Origin of the sequence: Claveliimonas monacensis (assembly GCF_014982975.1) — a bacterium.
Classification (GTDB): Bacteria; Bacillota; Clostridia; order Lachnospirales; family Lachnospiraceae; genus Claveliimonas; species Claveliimonas monacensis.
In genome coordinates, this window is the sequence record NZ_JADCKL010000002.1 from 191,477 (window position 1) to 212,601 (window position 21,125).

The following is a 21,125-nucleotide window of genomic DNA, read 5'->3' on the forward strand; positions in this document are numbered from 1 at the left end:
CCTAATCTTCCTCCTTCCAGTCCGGGCACTGTTCCAGCACAATGCCGTGGGCGATTCCCGGGACGCTGGCTCCCTCGTTGTAGCTGACCGTGGACATGAGAGCCCCGGTGGGGACAAACAGAACCCGCCTCCACTCCCCGGAAATGATCTTGGGCAGGATGTAGGAGGCCAGGGTCACGGCCGCACAGCCGCAGCCGCTCCCTCCCGCGTGGGTGTCCTGGGTCTGCTGGTCAAAGATCAGTTTCCCGCAGTCCAGGTGAAGACCGCTGATGTCGATCCCCCGCTCCCGCATGAGGTCCAGCAGGATGCTCTGCCCCACATATCCCAGGTCCCCGGTAATGATCCGGTCGTACTCCTGCGCCTCCCGGCCAAAGTCTTCCAGGTTGCGGGCTATCGTGTCCGCCGCCGCAGGAGCCATGCAGGCTCCCATATTCTGGGAGTCCTTGAGTCCAAAATCCACAATCTTCCCCACCGTCACACCGGCGATCCGCACAGGTCCGGGCCGGCTGCTCACAAGAAAGGCCGCACTTCCTGTTACGGTCCATTGGGCTGAGAGGGGGCGCTGGCTGGCATAGCTTAAGGGAAACCGGAATTCTTTCTCCGCCGTCCCAAAATGGCTGGATGTGACCGCCAGCATGTACTCCCCATACCCGGCCGCGGCGCTCATGGAGGCCAGGGCCAGCGCCTCCCCGGAGGTGGAGCAGGCGCCAAACAGGCCGAACATGGGAATCTGAAGCTCCTCCGCTCCCATGGATGTAGCGATCCCCTGGCGGAGAAGATCTCCCCCGTACAGATAGCGCACCTGGTCCGGTCCCACATGGGCCTTTCCCAGGGCCAGCACACAGGCCTCCTTCTGGATGCGGCTCTCCGCCTCCTCCCAGGTCTTCTCCCCGAAGAGATCATCCTCCCCGGCCATGTCAAACAGATCTCCCAGCGGGCCCTCGCTCTCCTTTTTCCCCACCACGGAAGCGCTGCTTATAATGCAGGGCGCCTCGGTGAACGCAAGGCTCTGCGCTCCCATTGTCTTCTGGATCATCGGATCACCCCCATTTCTTTCGCGATCCACCACAAAAGTCCCAGAAGGGAGCTGGTAAAGATCCCGTACAGGATCACCGGGCCGGCAATGGTGAAGATCTTGCAGCCGATCCCCATGACCTGCCCTTCTTTCTTGTATTCAATGGCAGGCGCTGCCACAGAATTGGCAAATCCTGTGATGGGGACAAGGGCCCCCGCGCCGCCCCACTTGGCGATCCTGCCGTACAGATTGACTCCTGTCAAAAGAACGCTCAAAAAGATCAGCAGGATACAGCACCAGCTGGCACTTGTATCTTTGTCAAGTCCCATCTTCTCCGCATAATTTAAAATAAATTCCCCCAGGGTGCAGATGGCGCCCCCTGTAAGGAATGCCTTAACCATATTCAAAGGCAGACCGTGGACAGGTGTCTTTGTTTTCACGTAGTCCCGGTATGCCTGTACATCTTTTTCTGTTTTATTTCCCATGTCAATCTCCTCCTGCCTGTCTTTTCCCGCCGCTTCTCCCGGCAGAAACTAACTCCCCCACTGGTTCCAGAAGAACACAAACGCCCCCAGGCCTTTCCCGATAGCCATGCCCAGGATCGCCCAGGAGACGCACTTTGCCAGATTGATCCTTCGGATAAAGACCGGGAATACATTCAGCACCTCCGCCAGAGCCATAGCCCAGCATCCTGTAAAGATCCCGGCAAGCAGTCCAAAAACTGCCAGCAGCTGTCCTCCTCCTGGCAGCGGGATCTGGTAGATGAAGACCAGGTTCCCCACTGCGCCGCCCAGGGCCGCCGCATCCTCGTAGAGAAGGACATGATCCCCTGTGTGAGTCCTGTCCGCAAAATCAGCCAGGATTCCCAGCTCAATAATGAAGGAAAACAGTCCTCCCGCCACAATGATCCCGGCGCTAAGTCCCAGAATTCCCAGAACGATCTGCTGTATCCACATCTATCTCTTTCCCCTTTCTGGAATACGTCTCGATCAGCGCGTTTTGTATCTCAGCCTCATAGGTCCGCATCTGCACCTCGATAGGCGTGGGGTCCTCAGAAAAACGCTTCTTCCCGAAATGATTGAAAAAGATCAGTATGCCTGCCACAAGTCCGATACTGTAACTCAGCTCCAGGATCGTAAATCCCTGCTCTTTTGTCCCCGTGACCAGCTCATAGACCTGGCTGAAAAGCCTTGTGACATCCACATCATTGTTAAAAGCCATAATGGAGAAGGCTGCCCCCGCAAATGTCAGGACAGCCACCCCCGCCGTCTTCACATAGTGCAGTAACTTTCCTCCTGACCGGGGCTCCCTGTAGGTGACAATCACATCCGGACTTCCCAGGCTGACCACTTCAGCCTTTGGGAATTCCCCGTGTATGGCCTCCACTGCCCTAAGGACTGAGAGGGCTCTTCGCATGATCTTCTTGTTCCCGGCCGGACTCTCCCCATCCCGGAACCGGAAAAGGCGTATAGTCTTGATCTTCGCCTTCTGAAGGGCACCGGCGCACTCTATCTGAAATACATCCCCCACGGTCACAGACGGTTTGTCTACCTCTACGTTGCCGTCTGCCTTTATATAGACTGTATCTGTCCTGTCCGCCATAGTTTCTCTCCATCTGTACCCGGCAGGGCGTCTTCCGCCTCCACCAAAGTTCCTTCTGTCACACTCGTATTTTTCTTCATTTCCTGGAAATACCAGACAGCCCCCAGGATCACGGCCAGAGCCACCACACAGAGAAGGCATACCCTTATCTTTTTCCTTGCTTTCTCCATATCCATTCCTCCTTTGCTGCCGTCTCTGGAAATAGTATGGATATGCCCCCGGAAAAATATACGTCAGGGTATGCCTTTTTCAGATTTTTTCTCGCATTCTTCCCAGTATTTTTTTCTCCATCCTGGAGACCTGCACCTGGGAGATCCCCATCATCTTTCCCACCTCCGACTGAGTTTTGTCTGCAAAATACCGCAGATAGATAATCCTTCTCTCCAGGGGTTCCAGCTGCTCCAGAAGCTGGGAGAGGAGCATGTGGTCCAGAAGCTTCTCTTCTCTTTCCTCCCTTTCTTCCAGTTTGTCCAGGAGCTGGATCTCACGCCCGTCTTTCTGATAGATCGTCTTGTGGAGGGACTCTACCTCCGCTCCCGCCTCCATGGCAAGCACCAGCTCCTCTGTCTCCACCCCGGCCTCCCGGGCCACCTCCTCTACCGTTGGCTCCTTCCCTGTGCGCTCCCGCAATTTTTCCCTGCAGAGACTGGCTTTGTAGGCGGTCTCTTTCAGGGACCGGCTCACCTTGATCATGCCGTCATCCCGCAGGAACCGCTTGATCTCCCCGGATATCATGGGCACTGCGTAGGTGGAAAACTTCACGTCATAGGACAGGTCAAACTTGTCGATGGCTTTCAGAAGGCCGATGCTGCCGATCTGGAACAGATCCTCCACCTCCGCTCCCCTCCCCCGGAAGCGTTTTACAATGCACCATATCAGTCCTGTATTTTCCTCCACAATCTGTGCTTTCGCCTCTTCATCCCCTTCGTGAGACTTCTGTATCAAAGCGATTGTGTGGTCCATAGCTCCCTTCCTCTGCCGATCTCCTTTCTCATTTTCACTGTGGTGCCTTTCCCAGGCTCCGACTCCACTTCCAGCTCATCCATAAAAGCCTCCATAAAGGAAAATCCCATGCCGGACCGCTCCATCTCCGGCTTTGTGGTGAAGAGAGGCTCCATGGCTTTCTTCACATCCGGGATCCCCACGCCCTTGTCAGCCACTTCCAGAAACAGGCTCTTCCCTTGGATCCAGGCCCTGATATGTACTTTGTGGAGTGTGTTCTCATAGCCGTGTATGATGGCGTTGGTGACCGCCTCCGACACGGCTGTCTTCACATCCGACACCTCCTCCACCGTGGGGTTCAGCTGGGTCATAAAGGCTGCCACCGTCACTCTGGCAAAAGCCTCGTTGGACGAGTGGCTGTCAAAATAAAGTTCCATTTCATTTGTCACATCCCCTATACGCTCCATCTTATTTATCCTCCTCATAGATCTGCATAATCTTCATAACGCCGGACATGGTCAGGATCTTTCTCATCCTCTCATTCGTGTGGACCGCCCACACTTCGCCTCCCATCATATATACCTTTTTGTACCGTCCCATGATGACTCCTATGCCGGAGCTGTCCATAAAACCGGTGTCCGCAAAATCAAAAATAATATATCGGATGTGCTCTCTGTCGATGAGTCTGTCCGCCTCCCTCTTGATCTCTTCCGCATTGTGATGATCCACATCTTCCGGCAGAAAAATGGTGAGACAATTCTCCTGTACCTGATACTTCAATTGCAATTCCTCCATCCTTTTCTTTTTTCCGGCCCGTAGGAGGGCCTCTATCCTGCAGGAAGGCCCGGCCTTTCCTGTAGAAAAAAAGAGAAGGATATACTTTCTTCTGTATATCCTTCTCTTTTGTGTCTTTTTTATACGCTTGTCAGCCGCCGGGCACCCCTACTCGGAAGCGTCCTCCCCGGAGCTGTCGCCGCCTCCGGATGTATCAATATTGGGGTACTCCGTCTGTACCCTCTCTGTCCATGTGTTGGCATTCTCCGTATCACCGGAGGCAGAGTAGGACTGGGCCAGAAGCCACATGGCCTGTCCATCGTCGTAGCCTGCGTTCATCTGCATAACTGTGTTCAGGTTTGCAATGGCGTCCGCATAGTTGGCCACCTCAAAGTTCTGCTGGGCTGTGTAGTAGAGCGTCTCGCAGTATCTGCCGTAAATGTCCTCTGTCATCGTGTCAAACTGCTCTCTTCCGACTGCCCCGAGAGAATCCGGATTGACTTTCAAAAGCTCCTCCACCATAGCAGCGTCACTCATGTCCTCCGCCTGGTAGTGATCATACATGTTCAGGACGATCTCATAGCTGTCCTGGGTGGATGCCGCCGTCTGCTGGGCTGTCTCCGTGGCCTCGCTGTTGGCCCGATACTGTTCCAGCTCCGTCTGCAGCGCACTGATCTGGGCCTCCTGCTCCGCGATCTGGCTGCTGAACTCTTTCACCTGCCGGTTGGTCCTCTCTGCTGTTGAACTGTTCACAGCCGGCATGATCAGGAACCACATGACAGCCACGCCCACCACCAGACCGATCACAATGTTCACAATCGTCATAAGACCCGCATTTTCTTTTACACCTGCGGAAGCCGGCTGAATAATCGTCTCATTTCCGATATTGTAGGTGACTGTCTGGGGTTTTTCTTTTTTTCCCTCTTTGTCCGCCTGGCGGAGCGCCCTGTTCCTGCGCAGCTCGTTCATCTCATGCATGTACCGCAGGGTGATGTCGTTGGTCGTGTCCAGCCTGTGGGCCTCCTTCAGAGTGTGGCGCGCTTTCCCGTACTGCTGGGTATGCAGGTACAGCAGGGATAAAAGCTGGTAAGCCTTCAGAAAAGTGGGGTGATCCGCCACCACTTTTTTCAGCTGGATAATGGCCAGATCCTCCCCGTCCTGATAGCAGTAGGAGAGACTCTGGTTAAATTTGCGGATCGCCTGGTTTACTTTCTCAAGCTCCGTCGGATTTTCCTGCAGTTTCTTTATATAGTAATTGGCGATGTTCTCATGGGCCTGGAAATTCTTGCTGAGGATCCACTCCACAAGTGCCTCCCCGACTTCTCCCCGTCCATAATAGACAAGTCCCAGAAGGTTTCTCGCCGCGATGTTTTCTCTGTTATACTGAAGGCTTTTCTTCAGGGATGTGACCGCTCCGGACATGTCCCTGATCCTGGCCCTCTTAAGTCCGTCATTGTACCAGTAGTTGGACTGGTACACCAGTTTCTGTGTATACTCCATATGATCCCCGTATTCTTTCTACTTACTGTTGTTTGTCTGCTCGATCATCTCCCGCAGAATATCACTCATATCCGTCAGATCTTCCTGGTATACTGCGTCCTCTATGTCTTCCACTTCCACGCTGGGCTGGAATTTCTTCAGTTCTTCTTCGTAGTTCAGCATAAATCTATACCTCCTCTATGTGCAGGCAGCATTCTCTTCAAATAGTCTCCGCAGCTCTCCGATCAGATAAAGAGAGCCAAGGCAGCAGATACAGCGGTCATGCCGCCTTGCCAGCGCCTCCTGAAGGGCCTCTGCGGGCTCCCGGCACACCAGCACCTGACTGTCCGTATATCTGCGGAAGATCTCTCCCAGCTCCCTCGCAGGAACCTTTCTGCTGTCTTTGATTTCTGTGACAATATAAAGTCCGGTCTTCACCCTGCCGCACAGGATGGAGACCATCTTTTCATACTCCTTGTCCGACACAGCGGAAAAAAGGATCACCGGCCCCCTCTCCCCGAGCGCATCCAGCGTGTCTGCAAAAGCTTCCACAGCCCCCGGATTGTGGGCTCCGTCCAGGAAGATCCCCGGTCGTATTTCCTCCATCCGGCCCTTCCAGACAACGCGGGAGACCGCTTTTTTCCATCTTTCATAATCTACATATTCCTCCGGGAGCACCGTCTCCAGCGCCGCAAGAGCCAGGGACACATTCATCATCTGGTAAGTCCCGCATCCCCGAATCGTCCAGAGTTCATCTTTATCATACGCACTGCCCCTTGAAAATGCAATATGTTTCCTTGTAATTTCCCGGATTTCGAACGCATTTTTCCCAAGCTTTCTACAATCTGCGTGGAGGGCCTTTGCCCGCGCTTCTATGACTGCCGCAGCCCCCGGATCTGTCCCGTCAAAGATGACAGGAACTCCCTCCTTGATGATCCCGGCCTTCTCAGCTGCGATCTGCTCCACCGTATCCCCCAGATACGCCGTGTGATCCAGACTGATGGAAGTGATCACCGCGACGGCCGGGTGCTCCACTGCGTTGGTGGCATCCAGCCTGCCTCCCAGCCCTGTCTCCAGGATGATATACTCCACATCTGCCTGGGCAAAAGCCAGCATGGCCATTCCAAAAAGAAACTCAAAATAAGAAGGATGGGAGACGCCGTCCGCTGCCATCCCATCCACTGTCTCTTTCACCTGCTCAAACACGGCGAGAAATTCTGCATCATCTATCTGTTCCCGGTCCACCACGATCCGCTCATTTATGGATATCAGATGGGGGGACGTAAAAAATCCTGTCCGTCTCCCCATCTCCAGGAGCACCGCCTGCATGTAGGCACAGACGGACCCCTTCCCATTGGTTCCCGCCACATGGATGATCTTTCTGTCCATCCCCGGGTTTCCCATTCTTTTCAGAAAGTCACGTATATAGGCCAGGGAATGCTTCTCTGTAAATTTCGGTATCTCTTCTATATAAGCAACAGCCTCTTGATAAGTCATTTCTACTCTTCCTCTTCTCCGTTTGCCACAACCCAGGATACACCCTCCTGGTCTGCGCTTCCTGTTCCCGGCACTTTATTCAGCGTGCCATCCTGGTAAACATACTCACACGAAGTGCGGAAGATCGTATTGCTGGACCCCACCTGGCTGACAGTCACTACATCGCCGTTTTCCAGAGTGGTCTCCGGCAGCTCGATCCTTGTATTATTCAGGAAGGAACTCTTCTGCCGCTCGCCGTTCACGTAGACCCGGCTGTTCTTGGTAAAGTTCTCGCCATACAGACTGTAGCCTTCCTCCAGCTTTGGCACCAGATCCGTGATCTCCACATCCTTCACACCCATCTGCATATGTCCCTCGGTGATGGGCGGTTCGCCATCGTACACATACTGCTCTCCGTACATGATATCGTACTGCAGAAGCTCCAGGTCTGCCAGGTAATTCTTGGTCTGCCGGCGCTCCTGGTGATAGTTGAAGACTGCACCGGAGTGGATGTCCAGACGCTCCATCACATCTGCCATGATCTGGTAGGAAGGAATGTTCCTGTCCTCCTTTGCAAGGCCGATGTTGTCCCAGATCACATAGTTTGTATTGTAGAGATAGCGGCTCTTTAAGTCCTCCGCCTCCAGCCCCATGGTGGGAAGGTGGTCTCCATAGAACACGACCACTGTGGGCTCTCCTCTCTCCTCAATAGCAGCCACCAGGTCGCCTGCGAACTTGTCCATCTCATAGACCTGATTCACATAGTATTCCCATTTATTCTTGAGAGCCTCATCCTCGATGCCCTCTACCGTGATCTTCGGATTCTCGATGACCTGCTCCTCCGGATAATCTCCGTGTCCCTGGACGCTGACGCCGAACACAAAGTCCTGCTGCTGCGTGGTGTCCATGGCCTCCAGGATATGGTCGATGAGTATCTCATCCTTGGACCAGCCGTTTTCTGTAGTCTGGAGAATGTTCATAAACTCTTTGCTCGTAAATGAGTCAAAGCCCATCATATTGTACACTCTGGCACGGCTGTAGAAATTCCCTCCGTTGTTGTGGAGGGCGTGGGTCCCGTATCCAAGGGCGCCAAACGCCGTGGCAGCACTCTCCGTGGGCTGAAACTTCACGATCGTCTTGTAGGGGTACTCTCCAGGGCCAAAGTAGCGCATGTTCATACCAGTGAGCACCTCAAATTCTGTGTTGGCTGTCCCCGCCCCCACAGAAGGCACTTTAAAATAGCCAGACGAGTACTGCTCCGCCATGGCGTGAAGGTTGGGAGTGGCATCCTCAGAAGTTGTGAAAAACTCTGCCTCCTCCACATCAAAGTAGGATTCCAGCTGTATAAAGATCACATTGGGCAGCTCTTCTTCTGAGCGGCCTGTCTCATTCTTTGTGATCTCCCCGTTACTGCTGATCTGGTCCATCGTCTCCTGGCTGTAGCCGTTGGGCTCGTCGATACCTGTATTAAAGAGACTGGCCATAAAGCAGTAGGGAAGTCCATAATCCTCGTAGGCGAATGCTATATTTCCAAAATAATTGGAGACAACCCGCTTGTCCAGAGCCACCTGGGAGATGAATGTGTAGGCGCCGAAGCACACTACAACGCCCACAAGCGCCAGAATGCGGTGCATCTTCCCCTCAAACTGGCCGCCCCGCCTCCACATGGACACGCTCCACACGATGACAGCAGCCAGGCCCACGATCACCAGCACCAGCTCCAGCGGATCAAAGTAGTTGTTGATCAGGGCCAGTCCCTCTCCAGCCGCCTTCAGATCCTGGGCGTTAAAGGGGGTCACACGGACCATCAGCATGTAGCCGTTGGCCACGCCCAGAACCAGCCAGAGCACGCTGATGACGATGCGGGCGAAAACCCGCCTCCGCACCAGGTACACCACCGTGAAGGTCATAAAGATCATAAATGCATTGTACAGGAACACCAGCGGCGATCCCACCATATAATCCCAGGCCTCAAAGGGTGAATGCCTGGAGATGGCCTCTATGGCAAAATTGATCAGACATGCCAGCAGGGCATGAAACACCAGTGAAAAGCGGTTCATAAAAGCGTAGACCGGCTTCATTTTCTGGGCAAACGGCCCGTTACGGCGGGCCTCCAGGATCCTCTCCCGGCGCTCCTTCCTTGCCCGGTACCACGCCTTTATATCTTCTTTTTTCAAATGTCTGATTTTATAAAGGGCGCCCTTGATATCAGGCTTTTTCAAGTGAATTTTTTTCATTGTCATCCCTTTCCTTTTCCCTGTGGATCATCTGCTGACATTCTGACAGTTGTCGGTTCTCTTCTGTCTGCTCTTGCGGCACCTGCCGCCCCTCTAAGCCATCTTCTCTTTCAGTGAGGCAAGGCGGTCTTTTACCTGGGCCATCATCTGCTCATATTTTTCCAGCTTCTCCCTCTCCTCCTGCACTTTGGCGGCGGGAGCCTTGCTGACAAATTTCTCGTTGCCCAGCATGCCATTGGACCGCGCGATCTCTTTTGTGAGACGGGCCTCCTCTTTTGTGAGGCGCTCGATCTCCTGGTCAAAGTCGATCATATCTTCAAGCGGCAGGTAGGCTGTCGCATCCGGAACCACCACAGAGATGGCGTCCTCCGCAATGCCCGTCTTGTCCTGCTGCACGATAAAGTCTGACGCGTTGGCAAGCCTCAGCACTGCGTCTTTCAGCATCTGGAAACCGGTCAGCAGCTCCTGCTCCTGGCTCACCACGTAGATCTTGATCTTTCTGCCGGCAGGCACATTCATCTCCGCCCGGATGTTTCTCACGCCGCTGGCCAGGAGCTTCAAGTGCTCCACCACGTTCTCCGCATGTGGGAACTCCCACTCCTTTTTATACTGCGGCCAGTCGGACATCATCAGAGACTCCTCCTGGGGAATGAGCTTACTGTAGATCTCCTCTGTCACAAAGGGCATGAAGGGATGGAGCAGCTTCAGCGCGTTCTTCAGCACCTCTCTCAGTGTCCAGAGCGCCTTATCTGCAGACTCCGGATCCTCCTTGGCATTGTACATTCTCTGCTTTACAAACTCAATGTACCAGTCGCAGAACTCATCCCAGATAAAGTCGTACACCTTCTGGAGGGCAATGCCCAGCTCGAATTTGTCCATGTTCTCGGTCACTTCCCGGATCAGCTTATTGCACTTGGAGAGGATCCAGCGGTCCGCGGGAAGCAGCTTAAAGAGCTCCGGCTCTGTGATCTCCTTGTCCTCCATGTTCATGAGGATGAACCTGGAAGCGTTCCACACCTTGTTTGCGAAATTGCGGCTTGCCTCCACCCGCTCGTTGTAGAAGCGCATGTCGTTTCCGGGGGCATTTCCTGTCACCAGGGTCATACGCAGGGCGTCCGCGCCGTACTGGTCAATGATCTCCAGCGGGTCAATGCCGTTTCCTAAGGACTTGCTCATCTTGCGTCCCTGGGAGTCTCTCACAAGGCCGTGGATGAACACGGTGTGGAAGGGGCTCTTTCCTGTATGGGCATACCCGGAAAATACCATGCGGATCACCCAGAAGAAAATGATATCGTATCCTGTCACAAGTACATCTGTGGGATAGAAGTAGTCCAGGTCCTCGCTCTTTTCCGGCCATCCCAGCGTGGAAAAGGGCCACAGGGCAGAACTGAACCAGGTGTCCAGCGTATCCTCATCCTGTGTAAGATGGGTGCAGCCGCACTTCGGGCATTTCTCCGGCATTCCCCTGGATACTACTACCTCGCCGCACTCGTCGCAGTAGTAGGCCGGGATCCGGTGTCCCCACCAGATCTGACGGGAAATACACCAGTCACGGATATTTTCAAGCCAGTGCAGGTAGATCTTGTCAAACCGCTCCGGCACAAATTTCAGATCGCCGTTTTTCACAGCCTCGATGGCAGGCTTTGCCAGCTCATCCATCTTCACAAACCACTGCTGCTTGATGAGAGGCTCCACTGTGGTGTGGCAGCGGTCGTGGGTTCCTACGTTGTGAGAGTGGGGCTCTACCTTTACAAGGTATCCCTGCTCTTCCAGATCCTTCACCATGGCCTTCCTGGCCTCGTAGCGGTCCATACCGGCATATTTTCCACCGTACTGCTCATTGATGGTGGCGTCGTCGTTCATGATGTTGAGCTCAGGCAGGTTATGCCGTTTTCCCACCTCAAAGTCGTTGGGGTCGTGGGCCGGTGTGATCTTCACGGCACCGGTCCCAAATTCTTTGTCTACATAGTAGTCCGCCACAATGGGGATCTCCCGGTCTGTCAGCGGAAGCAGACATTTCTTTCCTACGATGTCTTTGTATCTCTCATCGTCCGGATGCACAGCGATGGCTGTATCTCCCAGCATGGTCTCCGGACGGGTAGTCGCGATCTCCAGATAGTCATCTGTCCCTACAATGGGGTACTTGATGTGCCAGAAATGTCCATCCTGCTCCTCGTGCTCCACTTCCGCGTCGGAGAGGGATGTCTTACATACCGGACACCAGTTGATGATCCTGGATCCTTTATAGATATAGCCTTTCTCATACAGGCTGATGAACACTTCCTCCACTGCCTTGGAACAGCCCTCGTCCATGGTGAACCGCTCTCTGTCCCAGTCACAGGAAACACCCAGCTTCTTGAGCTGTCCCTCGATGGTTCCCGCGTACTCTTCCTTCCACTGCCAGGTGCGCTCCAGGAATTTCTCCCGTCCCAGTTCCTTCTTGTCAATTCCTTCCTCTTTGAGCTGGTTTGTCACCTTCACCTCTGTGGAGATGGCAGCGTGGTCTGTTCCCGGGATCCACAGGGCATTGTATCCCTGCATCCTCTTATAGCGGATCAGGATATCCTGCAGTGTGTTGTCCAGGGCGTGGCCCATATGCAGCTTTCCTGTGATATTCGGGGGCGGCATGACAGTTGTAAAAGGTTTTCTGCTCCTGTCTACCTCAGCGTGGAAGTATTTGTTCTCACACCACTTGTCATACAGTTTCGGTTCAATCTCTTTTGGATTGTAGGTTTTCTCCAGATTCTGGCTCATGGTCTTCCTCCTCATAATCATTCTTCCTGCGGATACACAGTGTATGTAACTGACACAGCGAAGGGATCTGATGAATAAAAAATCACCCCTCACTGAAACGTAAAGGGCGAATAACTTGTCCGCGGTACCACCTTTATTTAATATGGAAGAAACGCCTCCATATATCTTCTCTTATTCTGTAACGTGAACGACTCCGGGATGACTTACCTGCTGTCTGCCATTCAGCCATCCGGCTCCAAAGCTACCTTCCGCAGTTCCTTCTCCAGGCCGCCTCTCAGCCCACGGACAGCCCTCTCTTTTGTGGAGCGGTAACACCTGCGTACTCCTCTTCTTCTCCGCCTTTTTCATAAACTATCCATAATGATAGCCAGACAGTGTGGTTTTGTCAAGGAATTCACTGAATTTTCATAAACTCTTAAGAACTGGGATGTGGGGACTACAGACAAAAAATCAGAGAAAAAAGAGTGGAACCACAAGAGAGGATATGATATACTTTTTAAATAAATTTTGATATATGTCGTTGTAATTTCATTCTATCATTTATCTGCTTTTGGCAGGTCCCCATTTAACAGTCAAACAGAATAATGTATTTACCCAGGGAGCCGTTGGGGTGCTATACCAGCCGCCAGATTTTGCAAAGGAGGCTGGTACTATGGTTACATACAGTGATCTTTTTACTTTTGTTATCATGCTGTGCGCTGTAATTACCCTTGTCATTACCTTTTACAGGCACAAAAAATAGTGCCCCTGTCCTGGTAAGATAAGGCACTATTTTAAGACTTTATTGTACCGGCGGCCAGGTGTGCACTGGCCAACGGCTCCCTTGTTAAGTACATTATACATTATGTCACGAAATACGTCAAATATTTTCGCTCAGTGGATGTTATTTTTTGACCCTTTTGTAACAGATAAAAATATCTTTGTCTAATAGTCTTTTTACCTCTTCTTGTTTCTTTTGAACTTCAGACTTAATAATTTCACTCATGGTACATTACTCCTCTGCGTATAAGTTAAAAATTTTGATATTCCATACATCTCATCTACATACTATTAACCCGTTTGCCCAAAATTTTCACGTTTTATCCACCGCAGATGTGGATAACTTATTTCAGTCCGGGGGATAAGTAACCTGTTTTTTCACACGATCACCGGAAAATCTTCTGATAAATATGCAGGTCCTCCTCCTTAAACACATCAATTACCACCCGCTCAAGCCTGGAGCCGGACAAATATCTGTCGATCGTCTCCACAGCGATCCGGGCTGCCAGCTTGCCTGGAAAATGAAATTCCCCTGTGGAGATGCAGCAGAAGGCCACCGATTTAAGCCCGCTCTTCTCCGCCAGCTTCAGGCAGCTCCTGTAGCAGGAGGCCAGCTCCTCCTTCTGCTTTTCCGTCACCTGCACGCCCACCACCGGGCCCACTGTGTGGATCACATGCCTGGCAGGCAGATTGTAGCCCCCTGTGATCTTTGCCTTTCCCACGGGCTCCTCGTGGCCCTGGGCTTCCATCAGCTGTGCGCACTCATTCCGCAGCTGGACCCCCGCTGCCGAGTGGATGGCATTGTCGATGCAGCCGTGGCAGGGGACAAAGCAGCCCAGCATCTGGGAGTTGGCCGCATTGACTATGGCGTCCACAGCCAGGGTGGTGATGTCTCCCCTCCAGAGCACGATTCGGTCGTCGTTTTTTATGGCCGTGCAGGGATACTGCTCCCGGATCACCGGCAGCGCCTCTCCATCTGTGACACCTTTTTCCTCCAGCTCCTCCCTGAGAAGCTCATCCTGCACCCGCAGGAACTCAGGGCTCACTCTTCCGGGCCACCGCACATTCATAAGGCTTCGCAGAAGCCTCCTCTTCTCCGTCTCATTCATCGGCTCCCGGATGACTTCATAGCCTGGATTTTCTTTTTTCAGCTCCCGGATCAGCCAGGATACTTTCTCAGAACGGGTCATTGTCTTCCTCCAACAGATCATTTTCACATAAAATCAAACAGCGACAGCTGGATGTCCCTGCTGGACTCCACTTCCCTGTCTGTGATTGTCTCATCTCCCTGCAGGTGTCCGATCAGAATGGGCGACTCCGGATCATGCTCACTCCTCCTGCTCTTTGCGCTGGCAAGGCTGGCCGTGGCATAGCAGTAGTGGCATCCGTGGACGCAGGTGTCGTACATGCCGATGTCAATGCTCTCGCAGCAGCCGCACTCCTTCCTCTGTCCCCTGTCCTTCTTCAGGTCCAGCTTGTATCCGATGATCTCCCTTATCTTCTCCCTGTCAACACAGGCAGCGTGGCGGATGCCGTACTGCTCCAGATCGATCTTCTCCGCGCAGGTGTACAGGGGCAGACCATACCTGGCGGCAATTTTGGAAAGCCCCTCCGCCAGCATGACCTTCTCCTCGTCCTCCGGCTCCCTGAATGGGCTGCCTCTGTAGGAGTCCACAAAGCTGAAAATGCACCGGGTCGTATAGGGATGCAGCCACTCGCACATCATGTCGAATTTCTCAAGGTGATAGTCAATGGTATATTTCTCCGTCAGGAGGATGGGATCAAAGCGGAAATCCACCCTGTTTTTCCCCAGCCGCTGGCTCAGAAGGATAAAGGTGGCAATGGACTCCTCCGTGGACGGCAGATGGGGTTCAATGTCCTTCTCATAGTCCGTGATCGTCATCTGAAAATAATACTGGTAGTCCAGCCTGTCGATCATCTTCAGATAGGGCAGCATGGGTTCCGGATTTTTCGTCCAGAACACAAAGCAGTCCACCACCTCAGGCGTAAGGCGGATACGGCTCACCTTTTTTCTGTTGTAGGGGTTGGGGACCAGGACTTCCTCTGCCAGCAGCCGGTTCATAAACCACTCCGGATACAGGGCAGGAATGTCGGTCCTCCTGCTTGCGCTGATGATCATAAGTCCTCCCTGGCACCGCGGGGCCCGATTTGTGCAGACTCATGCCGCCGTGAAATGCATGGTCTTTTGCCCCGCATCATACATCATAAATTATACCACATCCCGCTTTTGAATGACAGAAAAATCAGAGCACTCTCTGTAGCTTAAACTACAGACAATCCTCCTGCTTTCATGTATGATGGTCGTGAAGGATCCCAAGCCGTATCTGTCTTTGGGACCCGTTTTCATACGGTCTCGCTGGAGCAGAAATCCGCCAGCAGATCCGGCCGCAGCACCTGGATCTGCTTCCGTCCTGTGGAGATGATCCCCTCCTGGCGGAGCCTGGAAAGATGTCTGGAAAGGTTGACTCTGTTTACAGCAAGGACATCTGCAAGCTCCTCCTGGCTCAGATGGATCTGCCTGTCATCCGGTCCGCCTTTTTTATCTGAAAGAAGATAGAGAAGATTGCACAGCTTGAGGAGCGCACTGTTGTACTCCTGGTGCGCCGTCTCATAGAGAAGCAGATTCACATAAGACGCGTACCAGTCTATGACGGCATCCGTAAAAGAAAAGTTCTCTTGCATCATGCCGCGGAACTGTGCTCCAGTGAACTCCAGCGCTTCCACCTCTTCAAGAGCCTGGGTGACGATGGATCTTTCTATTTTAAACTGGTTGGCGTGATAGACCGGAAAGACTGTCCCCCTGCCGTGGAAAGACAAGATTTTCCTGCGCCCCTCCTCGTGGTGGATGCAGGTCATCGCAGTCCCGGACAAAATATAGTAAATAGGCGAAAACGGCTGTCCTGACGCCCACAGGCTGTCGCCTTTCTCAAAGGACACTCTTCTGTGTGGAGCAGCTTTAAAAACTTCCTCAAATCCGGAAAAATCATCCGTAAAAATATATGTAGGTGTCTGCATGACAATCCCCCTTTTCTGGGCAGCATTTTAGGATGATCTCATAATAATACATACAGGCGCCTGCCTGCAAGGTTTCCCATGTTTCTTCCAGGCGCCGCAGCACAAATAAGGAGGTAATGATTGATGATGAAACAGGTAAAGATTACTGTACTGAAAACAACTCTTGACAAGGAACTGGCTGAAGAATACGGAGTCGAAGGGCTGACCGCCTGTCACATGATGAAGGAGGGGCAGATCTTCTATGCGGACTACGCAAAGCCGGAAGGCATGTGCGATGAGGCCTGGAAAGCCATCTACCAGTATGTCTTCGCCCTGGCTCACGGAGCAGGGGAAGATCTCTTCTACTACGGAGACTGGATCAAAAAACCGGGCATCGCCATCGTCTCCTGCAACGACGGGCTGCGCCCTGTCATCTTCAAACTGGAGGCCACGGAAGAAGAATCAAAGATCAGCTACACGCCGGTCAGATAAACAGCAAGAAAACAGATATGGACATCTCCGCCGGATAGTGATACACTGCTCCACAGAAAGAGCGAAAAAGACTGCTTATATCAGGAGGCGTATATGATAATCGAAAACAATCCAAAAGAACTGGCCGCAATGAAGGAATTTCATAAAGGGAACCGTTCGGAAGGCCTGAAACTCCAGGAAGAATTTGCCGCTCAGTTCAGAGAGGAATACAAAGATAAGGACCACTGCCCCTGCAAAAAAGCGTGCCGCTATCACGGCAACTGCAAAGAGTGCGTAGCCATACACCGGGCCCACCAGGAGCATGTCCCCAACTGCATGAGACCCATGCTGAACAAAAAGCTCCGGCTCCTGTCCGAGCTCACCGAACACACGCTGGCCAATGAGATCGAGCCGCCAAAGGAGGTCCTGAGGAAAGACTTATGATCTACAGAGCATATACCTCAGAGGACCTTGCCGCCGTCGTCCGCCTGTTCCAGGATACGGTCCACACGGTCTGCGCCCGGGACTACACCTCCAAGCAGCTGGACGCGTGGTCTCCAAAAGAACTGGATATGAAAAAGTGGCAGGCCACACTTTCAGCCCACCACACCATTGTTGCAGAAAAAAGCGGTATCATTGTCGGATTTGGCGACATGGACGACACAGGCTACCTGGACCGCCTCTATGTACATAAAGATTTTCAGCGCCAGGGCATAGCCACTGCCATCTGCGACCGTCTGGAAGCTGCCCTCTCTCCGGAGCTTTCCCCCGTCCGGTTTACGACCCACGCTTCCATCACCGCAAAGCCTTTTTTTGAAAAAAGAGGATACCGCATTGTAAAAGAACAGACCGTGGAGCGCCGCGGTATCCAGCTGACGAACTACGCTATGGAGAAGCCGTGCCGGAAAGCTGAGTGATCAGCTCTTCCACCGTCTCCAGACTCTCCTCCAGATCTTCCGCGATCTCCTGTGCTGTCTTTCCCCTGGACAGCTTTTTCTTTATCTTCTCCCTCAGCACGGACTCTTTCCCGGCTTGATACCCTTCATCCTTCCCAGCCTGATATCCGTCATCCTTTCCAGCCTGATAGCCGTCCTCATAGGCTTCGCTCTTCACGGCCTTCTCATACTTCTCTTTGTCAAATGTCTCAAGTATCACCTGCACCACCTCCGCTTTCTGCTGGATCAGGATGTCCCTCAGAATTTCGTCCCGGATGCAGTCGTCTATCGTCTGCATGATTGCTTCCTCCAGCGGCTTTCCGGCCTTCAGATTTCTCCGCACCCTGTCCACAAAGATGGCGTACTCCTCCAGCCGCCGGCACTTCTCCAAAAGGGCTCTGTTGTGTCCGTAGTTGATATTCAGCATCACCGTGATACATTCCAGCGCAGGAGTTTTCCCTTCCCCGCTCCTCTCGAAAAGATCGGAGAGCCGGAGAATCGTCCGATCCGGCTGGTTTTCCGTCCCATTGTAGAACACAATATGCTGCGGAAAAGGAAACTTCTTGGAGCTGGAGCTGTAGATATTTATATTGTTCTGGGCAATAATCTTTCCGTACAGCCTGGCAAAATACAACACTCCCCTCATGGGCATATTGGGATTGTAGGTGCTCTGGTGCTCATATAAGTTCAGGGTGCCGCTGACAAGGAAAGAAATGTCATTTTTCATGGAAAGATAGAGCACATTTCCCAGCGTGTTGATCTCCAGCTCATCCGGATTCTCATACTGCGCGCCTGCCACGGCGTTGTAAAGGGACAGAAGATCAGCCTTATTATTGAACACAAGCCGAAAGAGCCGGTCTTTGTATTCCCGGTCAGCTGTGGGATATTCTGAGTCATCCACATTTACCATATTTACTTTTTTCGTCATGCACATAAAGATGTCACACCTCCATTATAGACATAAAAACAACGGACTGCAACCTTTTCACCTGTCTGCAGACTTCATAAAAAGGAATATCTGTAGCGGAAACCGCCCCGGACGAATGCCGGATGATCACAAATAAGAATGGCTGCCGGGCAGCCTCAGAGAAAAGATTTTCTCTGTAGATGGTTTACATTATACAAGAAACTAACAAGGGTATCAATAGGACATATTGTACAAATTTATGAAAACGAATTTAGGGAAATGATAGACACTGCAAAACAGAGATGATACACTATGAATAACAAAAGGAGGCGGTTCCAATGGCAGAAAACAAAGTATTTTCTTATCCTTTCGCAGACATCTATCCTCTGTATCTTCAGAAAGCACAGAAAAAAGGACGGACCAAGGAAGAGGTAGACACTGTCATCTGCTGGCTCACAGGATACGATGAGCCAGGACTTGCACGGCAGCTTGACTCGGGGGCGGACTTAAAGGCATTTTTTGAGAACGCACCCCGGATCAACCCCGCCTCTTCTCTCATCAAGGGGGTTGTCTGCGGTGTCCGTGTGGAGGAAATCCAGGATCCGCTCATGCAGAAGATCCGCTATATGGATAAACTCATTGACGAGCTGGCCAAAGGCAAGTCCCTGGAGAAAATCCTGCGCAGCTGATAAAAAAGCACGCCCTCTACATATCCGCCTTGGGCAGTTTCCGGTGCAACCGCAAAGTTGCGCCCGGGTTGATAGATGCAACTGCGCATACATGCTATGCTGTATCCATCAAAAGGAGGGATCCTATATGGAAATTTTATCTGCTTTATCTGTTGTTATTGCATTTTTTAATCTCATCTATGTCCTTGGGACCTTTGTGGGCGGCGTCTATCTCTTCATTTTGGTCGTGAAAGCCCTAAGGAAATACATCCGGTCCGGCAATGTCACCCCGGAGACGGCCAGGACAAGGAAATCCCTGGGCGAAGTGCTGAAGAAACACCGCACGGACAGTGGGATGACCCAGGAATTCGTGGCCCAGGCGCTGGGAATCAGCAGGCAGGCTGTCTCCAAATGGGAAAACGGCACCTCGGAACCCACCACCACCAATCTCATTGCCCTGGCAAAGCTGTTTGGAGTGGCGCCGGAGGACCTGCTGCAGGAGGTACAGAAATGAACCAGAGCATGGAAAAATATCTTGCTGTCAAAAAGAGATTTGAGGAACAGGAAGACAGAGAAAACGCTGTCAAAATGTCCAGGTACATGAGGGAACTGTTCCCCTTCTACGGTCTTCCCACCCCGAAGCGCAGAGCGCTGTACAGAGATTTTCTCAGACAGGAAAAGAAAGCCGGAAGGATCGACTGGACTTTCCTCGACCAGTGCTACGCAGACGGGCACCGGGAATTCCAGTATCTGGCGGGAGACTATCTGAGGACTATGCAGGACCTGCTCACTTATGAGGATATCCCTAAGATAAGGACCTACATCAAGGCAAAGCAGTGGTGGGACACCATTGACCTCTTTGACCAGGTCGTCGGCCTCATTGGCCTTCAGGACAGCCGGGTGGATGACCTGATGCTGGAGTGGTCTCTGGATGAGGACTTCTGGCTGCGCAGGATCGCCATCGACCATCAGCTTGGCAGGAAAGAGAAGACCAACACAGAGCTGCTGGAGAAAATCCTCGTCAACAATCTGGGAAGCCGGGAGTTTTTCATCAACAAGGCCATCGGCTGGAGCCTGCGGGATTACTCAAAGACTGATCCCGAGTGGGTGCGGGACTTTATCCGCACCTATGGGGAAAAGATGGACAAGCTGAGTGTCCGGGAGGGGTCAAAATACCTCTGATATACCTCTGAAATATAAAATGCAACCCCAGGTTGCGCTATTGCAAGCCAGGGTTGGTGGCCTGCTCAGGGCATTTCCGCTATGATACAGGCATACCACAACGGCCCGCCGCACATGGAAGCGGCCGGATCTGACAGCATATCACACATAAAAGGAGGCACCCCTATGAGCTTTGGAGAAAATCTTCGCACAGTAAGAAAAGAAAGAAATATTTCCCAGGAGGAGCTGGCTGAGCAGCTGCATGTCAGCAGGCAGGCCATCTCCCGATGGGAGCAGGGGGTTTCACTTAGTTAAAGATACCACATCAATCCCACGCTGACTTTTGCTCAACCGATACAGCCGGAGGGCTGGATAACAAGAAAAGGCGGTATGCGCCCCGTGGAGGGGTAGCGTACCGCCTTTTCTTGTGGGGGTTTCCAAAGGGGGCAACGCCCCCATTTGGCACACGACTTTGCGAAGCAAAGTGTAGTGTGTTATACGCTCTGTCGGCGTTGCCGTGAAAATGCCGTTGCCGCCGGGGAGGGCAAGGGCATTTGAAGCGGCAGGAAAACAGTGCTGTGCTTGTGTGGCGTGGAGCCGCAAGCGCAGGTCTGTTTTCGACAGCAGACAGGGCGTATATGAACGCCCCGTTCTTCGTCCTACGCTCTGACTTGTGGACAAAGTGTCCCGAAGTTGTGGCCACACTCTCGGAAAAATAGCAGGACAGCGGGCAACCGTCAAGACTGAAATGAACGGGTTTACACCCGGCCTTGACCGCCGCCCGCCGTTCCGCTGAATGGATGGACAAGGCGGCCAATCCCTCAAAGTGCTTGGCCGCACTCTTTCCAATTTTGAAGTGCTTCTTTTCTCGAAATTGAAATGGGCGGGAAGCCATTTTAGGGCTTTCCCGCCTTGATTACCCTTTAGCAA

At 52.5% G+C, this 21,125-nt stretch carries 24 protein-coding genes and 1 other annotated feature; of the genes, 7 read left to right on the plus strand and 17 right to left on the minus strand.

Features of this window, described 5'->3' with window-relative positions:
- Position 1: 1 nt before the first annotated feature.
- From INF30_RS04040 to INF30_RS04115, 16 genes are all read right to left on the minus strand, one after another.
- Complete coding sequence (locus INF30_RS04040; protein ID WP_226394314.1) at positions 2-1,036, minus strand: stage V sporulation protein AD; 1,035 nt, start codon at positions 1,034-1,036, stop codon at positions 2-4.
- Positions 1,033-1,500, minus strand: a complete 468-nt coding sequence (locus tag INF30_RS04045) for a SpoVA/SpoVAEb family sporulation membrane protein (protein ID WP_076776178.1) — start codon at positions 1,498-1,500, stop codon at positions 1,033-1,035. Before INF30_RS04045 ends, INF30_RS04040 begins: the two co-directional genes overlap by 4 nt.
- Before the next feature lie 48 nt (positions 1,501-1,548).
- Entirely contained in the window at positions 1,549-1,971 is a 423-nt protein-coding gene (locus INF30_RS04050; RefSeq protein WP_226394315.1) for a stage V sporulation protein AB, read from the minus strand.
- On the minus strand, positions 1,931-2,617 hold the full coding sequence (locus INF30_RS04055; protein WP_226394316.1) for a stage V sporulation protein AA: 687 nt from the start codon (positions 2,615-2,617) through the stop codon (positions 1,931-1,933). The genes INF30_RS04050 and INF30_RS04055 overlap by 41 nt, the downstream gene beginning before the upstream one ends.
- Complete coding sequence (locus INF30_RS04060) at positions 2,587-2,787, minus strand: hypothetical protein (RefSeq protein WP_076776171.1); 201 nt, start codon at positions 2,785-2,787, stop codon at positions 2,587-2,589. Before INF30_RS04060 ends, INF30_RS04055 begins: the two co-directional genes overlap by 31 nt.
- 79 nt (positions 2,788-2,866) lie before the next feature.
- Entirely contained in the window at positions 2,867-3,580 is a 714-nt protein-coding gene (sigF, locus tag INF30_RS04065; protein WP_076776168.1) for an RNA polymerase sporulation sigma factor SigF, read from the minus strand.
- Positions 3,559-4,026 carry an anti-sigma F factor gene (gene spoIIAB / locus INF30_RS04070; protein WP_076776165.1) on the minus strand — a complete coding sequence of 156 codons (468 nt, stop codon included), beginning with the start codon at positions 4,024-4,026 and terminating at the stop codon, positions 3,559-3,561. The genes sigF and spoIIAB overlap by 22 nt, the downstream gene beginning before the upstream one ends.
- 1 nt (position 4,027) lies before the next feature.
- The gene (locus INF30_RS04075) at positions 4,028-4,339 is read right to left on the minus strand and encodes an STAS domain-containing protein (protein WP_076776163.1); all 312 of its coding nucleotides are present in this window, start codon (positions 4,337-4,339) and stop codon (positions 4,028-4,030) included.
- Positions 4,340-4,501: 162 nt separating this feature from the next.
- Positions 4,502-5,833 (minus strand): tetratricopeptide repeat protein, encoded by a 1,332-nt coding sequence (locus INF30_RS04080; RefSeq protein WP_076776161.1) that lies wholly within the window; start codon positions 5,831-5,833, stop codon positions 4,502-4,504.
- Between the two features lie 18 nt (positions 5,834-5,851).
- Positions 5,852-5,995 carry a hypothetical protein gene (locus tag INF30_RS04085; RefSeq protein WP_164488608.1) on the minus strand — a complete coding sequence of 48 codons (144 nt, stop codon included), beginning with the start codon at positions 5,993-5,995 and terminating at the stop codon, positions 5,852-5,854.
- Between the two features lie 15 nt (positions 5,996-6,010).
- Complete coding sequence (locus INF30_RS04090; protein WP_076776158.1) at positions 6,011-7,309, minus strand: bifunctional folylpolyglutamate synthase/dihydrofolate synthase; 1,299 nt, start codon at positions 7,307-7,309, stop codon at positions 6,011-6,013.
- Between the two features lie 2 nt (positions 7,310-7,311).
- Positions 7,312-9,525, minus strand: a complete 2,214-nt coding sequence (locus INF30_RS04095; RefSeq protein ID WP_076776156.1) for an LTA synthase family protein — start codon at positions 9,523-9,525, stop codon at positions 7,312-7,314.
- 93 nt (positions 9,526-9,618) lie between these two features.
- A complete protein-coding gene (locus INF30_RS04100; protein WP_226394317.1) occupies positions 9,619-12,279 on the minus strand; it encodes a valine--tRNA ligase in 2,661 nt (886 codons plus the stop codon).
- A gap of 99 nt (positions 12,280-12,378) precedes the next feature.
- Positions 12,379-12,624 (minus strand) — a binding site (T-box leader).
- Between the two features lie 800 nt (positions 12,625-13,424).
- On the minus strand, positions 13,425-14,228 hold the full coding sequence (locus INF30_RS04105) for a protein-ADP-ribose hydrolase (protein WP_191384927.1): 804 nt from the start codon (positions 14,226-14,228) through the stop codon (positions 13,425-13,427).
- A 23-nt stretch (positions 14,229-14,251) separates the two neighbouring features.
- The gene (locus INF30_RS04110) at positions 14,252-15,178 is read right to left on the minus strand and encodes a DUF1848 domain-containing protein (protein WP_226394318.1); all 927 of its coding nucleotides are present in this window, start codon (positions 15,176-15,178) and stop codon (positions 14,252-14,254) included.
- A 224-nt stretch (positions 15,179-15,402) separates the two neighbouring features.
- A complete protein-coding gene (locus tag INF30_RS04115) occupies positions 15,403-16,074 on the minus strand; it encodes a Crp/Fnr family transcriptional regulator (RefSeq protein ID WP_226394319.1) in 672 nt (223 codons plus the stop codon).
- Between the two features lie 126 nt (positions 16,075-16,200).
- Between INF30_RS04115 and INF30_RS04120 the strand changes: the two genes are divergently transcribed.
- The 3 genes from INF30_RS04120 (at position 16,201) to INF30_RS04130 (ending at position 17,441) form a co-directional block, all read left to right on the plus strand.
- Positions 16,201-16,545: a TIGR04076 family protein gene (locus tag INF30_RS04120; RefSeq protein WP_226394490.1), complete on the plus strand. Its 345-nt coding sequence runs from the start codon at positions 16,201-16,203 to the stop codon at positions 16,543-16,545.
- Between the two features lie 93 nt (positions 16,546-16,638).
- Positions 16,639-16,968 (plus strand): LPS biosynthesis protein, encoded by a 330-nt coding sequence (locus INF30_RS04125; protein WP_226394320.1) that lies wholly within the window; start codon positions 16,639-16,641, stop codon positions 16,966-16,968.
- Positions 16,965-17,441: a GNAT family N-acetyltransferase gene (locus tag INF30_RS04130; protein ID WP_226394321.1), complete on the plus strand. Its 477-nt coding sequence runs from the start codon at positions 16,965-16,967 to the stop codon at positions 17,439-17,441. Before INF30_RS04125 ends, INF30_RS04130 begins: the two co-directional genes overlap by 4 nt.
- Here INF30_RS04130 and INF30_RS04135 read toward each other — a convergent pair.
- The gene (locus INF30_RS04135) at positions 17,410-18,393 is read right to left on the minus strand and encodes a FliH/SctL family protein (RefSeq protein WP_197682232.1); all 984 of its coding nucleotides are present in this window, start codon (positions 18,391-18,393) and stop codon (positions 17,410-17,412) included. The genes INF30_RS04130 and INF30_RS04135 overlap by 32 nt on opposite strands.
- 311 nt (positions 18,394-18,704) lie before the next feature.
- On the opposite strand from INF30_RS04135, the gene INF30_RS04140 reads away from it, so the two are divergent.
- The 4 genes from INF30_RS04140 to INF30_RS04155 all read left to right on the plus strand — a co-directional run bounded on the left by INF30_RS04140 (position 18,705) and on the right by INF30_RS04155 (position 20,510).
- Positions 18,705-19,055 carry a DUF2200 domain-containing protein gene (locus INF30_RS04140; RefSeq protein ID WP_226394322.1) on the plus strand — a complete coding sequence of 117 codons (351 nt, stop codon included), beginning with the start codon at positions 18,705-18,707 and terminating at the stop codon, positions 19,053-19,055.
- A 127-nt stretch (positions 19,056-19,182) separates the two neighbouring features.
- Positions 19,183-19,548 carry a helix-turn-helix domain-containing protein gene (locus INF30_RS04145; protein WP_226394323.1) on the plus strand — a complete coding sequence of 122 codons (366 nt, stop codon included), beginning with the start codon at positions 19,183-19,185 and terminating at the stop codon, positions 19,546-19,548.
- Positions 19,545-20,216: a DNA alkylation repair protein gene (locus INF30_RS04150; protein ID WP_226394324.1), complete on the plus strand. Its 672-nt coding sequence runs from the start codon at positions 19,545-19,547 to the stop codon at positions 20,214-20,216. The genes INF30_RS04145 and INF30_RS04150 overlap by 4 nt, the downstream gene beginning before the upstream one ends.
- Before the next feature lie 165 nt (positions 20,217-20,381).
- Complete coding sequence (locus tag INF30_RS04155; RefSeq protein ID WP_226394325.1) at positions 20,382-20,510, plus strand: helix-turn-helix transcriptional regulator; 129 nt, start codon at positions 20,382-20,384, stop codon at positions 20,508-20,510.
- Positions 20,511-21,125 lie beyond the last annotated feature (615 nt).

Bases quoted from the DNA above. Each gene is read 5' to 3' on its own strand.
- INF30_RS04040 (WP_226394314.1), bottom strand. From the start codon at position 1,036: ATGATCCAGAAGACAATGGGAGCGCAGAGCCTTGCGTTCACCGAGGCG.
- INF30_RS04045 (WP_076776178.1), bottom strand. From the start codon at position 1,500: ATGGGAAATAAAACAGAAAAAGATGTACAGGCATACCGGGACTACGTG.
- INF30_RS04050 (WP_226394315.1), bottom strand. From the start codon at position 1,971: ATGTGGATACAGCAGATCGTTCTGGGAATTCTGGGACTTAGCGCCGGG.
- INF30_RS04055 (WP_226394316.1), bottom strand. From the start codon at position 2,617: ATGGCGGACAGGACAGATACAGTCTATATAAAGGCAGACGGCAACGTA.
- INF30_RS04060 (WP_076776171.1), bottom strand. From the start codon at position 2,787: ATGGAGAAAGCAAGGAAAAAGATAAGGGTATGCCTTCTCTGTGTGGTG.
- sigF (WP_076776168.1), bottom strand. From the start codon at position 3,580: ATGGACCACACAATCGCTTTGATACAGAAGTCTCACGAAGGGGATGAA.
- spoIIAB (WP_076776165.1), bottom strand. From the start codon at position 4,026: ATGGAGCGTATAGGGGATGTGACAAATGAAATGGAACTTTATTTTGAC.
- INF30_RS04080 (WP_076776161.1), bottom strand. From the start codon at position 5,833: ATGGAGTATACACAGAAACTGGTGTACCAGTCCAACTACTGGTACAAT.
- INF30_RS04085 (WP_164488608.1), bottom strand. From the start codon at position 5,995: ATGCTGAACTACGAAGAAGAACTGAAGAAATTCCAGCCCAGCGTGGAA.
- INF30_RS04090 (WP_076776158.1), bottom strand. From the start codon at position 7,309: ATGACTTATCAAGAGGCTGTTGCTTATATAGAAGAGATACCGAAATTT.
- INF30_RS04095 (WP_076776156.1), bottom strand. From the start codon at position 9,525: ATGAAAAAAATTCACTTGAAAAAGCCTGATATCAAGGGCGCCCTTTAT.
- INF30_RS04100 (WP_226394317.1), bottom strand. From the start codon at position 12,279: ATGAGCCAGAATCTGGAGAAAACCTACAATCCAAAAGAGATTGAACCG.
- INF30_RS04105 (WP_191384927.1), bottom strand. From the start codon at position 14,228: ATGACCCGTTCTGAGAAAGTATCCTGGCTGATCCGGGAGCTGAAAAAA.
- INF30_RS04110 (WP_226394318.1), bottom strand. From the start codon at position 15,178: ATGATCATCAGCGCAAGCAGGAGGACCGACATTCCTGCCCTGTATCCG.
- INF30_RS04115 (WP_226394319.1), bottom strand. From the start codon at position 16,074: ATGCAGACACCTACATATATTTTTACGGATGATTTTTCCGGATTTGAG.
- INF30_RS04120 (WP_226394490.1), top strand. From the start codon at position 16,201: ATGAAACAGGTAAAGATTACTGTACTGAAAACAACTCTTGACAAGGAA.
- INF30_RS04125 (WP_226394320.1), top strand. From the start codon at position 16,639: ATGATAATCGAAAACAATCCAAAAGAACTGGCCGCAATGAAGGAATTT.
- INF30_RS04130 (WP_226394321.1), top strand. From the start codon at position 16,965: ATGATCTACAGAGCATATACCTCAGAGGACCTTGCCGCCGTCGTCCGC.
- INF30_RS04135 (WP_197682232.1), bottom strand. From the start codon at position 18,393: ATGTGCATGACGAAAAAAGTAAATATGGTAAATGTGGATGACTCAGAA.
- INF30_RS04140 (WP_226394322.1), top strand. From the start codon at position 18,705: ATGGCAGAAAACAAAGTATTTTCTTATCCTTTCGCAGACATCTATCCT.
- INF30_RS04145 (WP_226394323.1), top strand. From the start codon at position 19,183: ATGGAAATTTTATCTGCTTTATCTGTTGTTATTGCATTTTTTAATCTC.
- INF30_RS04150 (WP_226394324.1), top strand. From the start codon at position 19,545: ATGAACCAGAGCATGGAAAAATATCTTGCTGTCAAAAAGAGATTTGAG.
- INF30_RS04155 (WP_226394325.1), top strand. From the start codon at position 20,382: ATGAGCTTTGGAGAAAATCTTCGCACAGTAAGAAAAGAAAGAAATATT.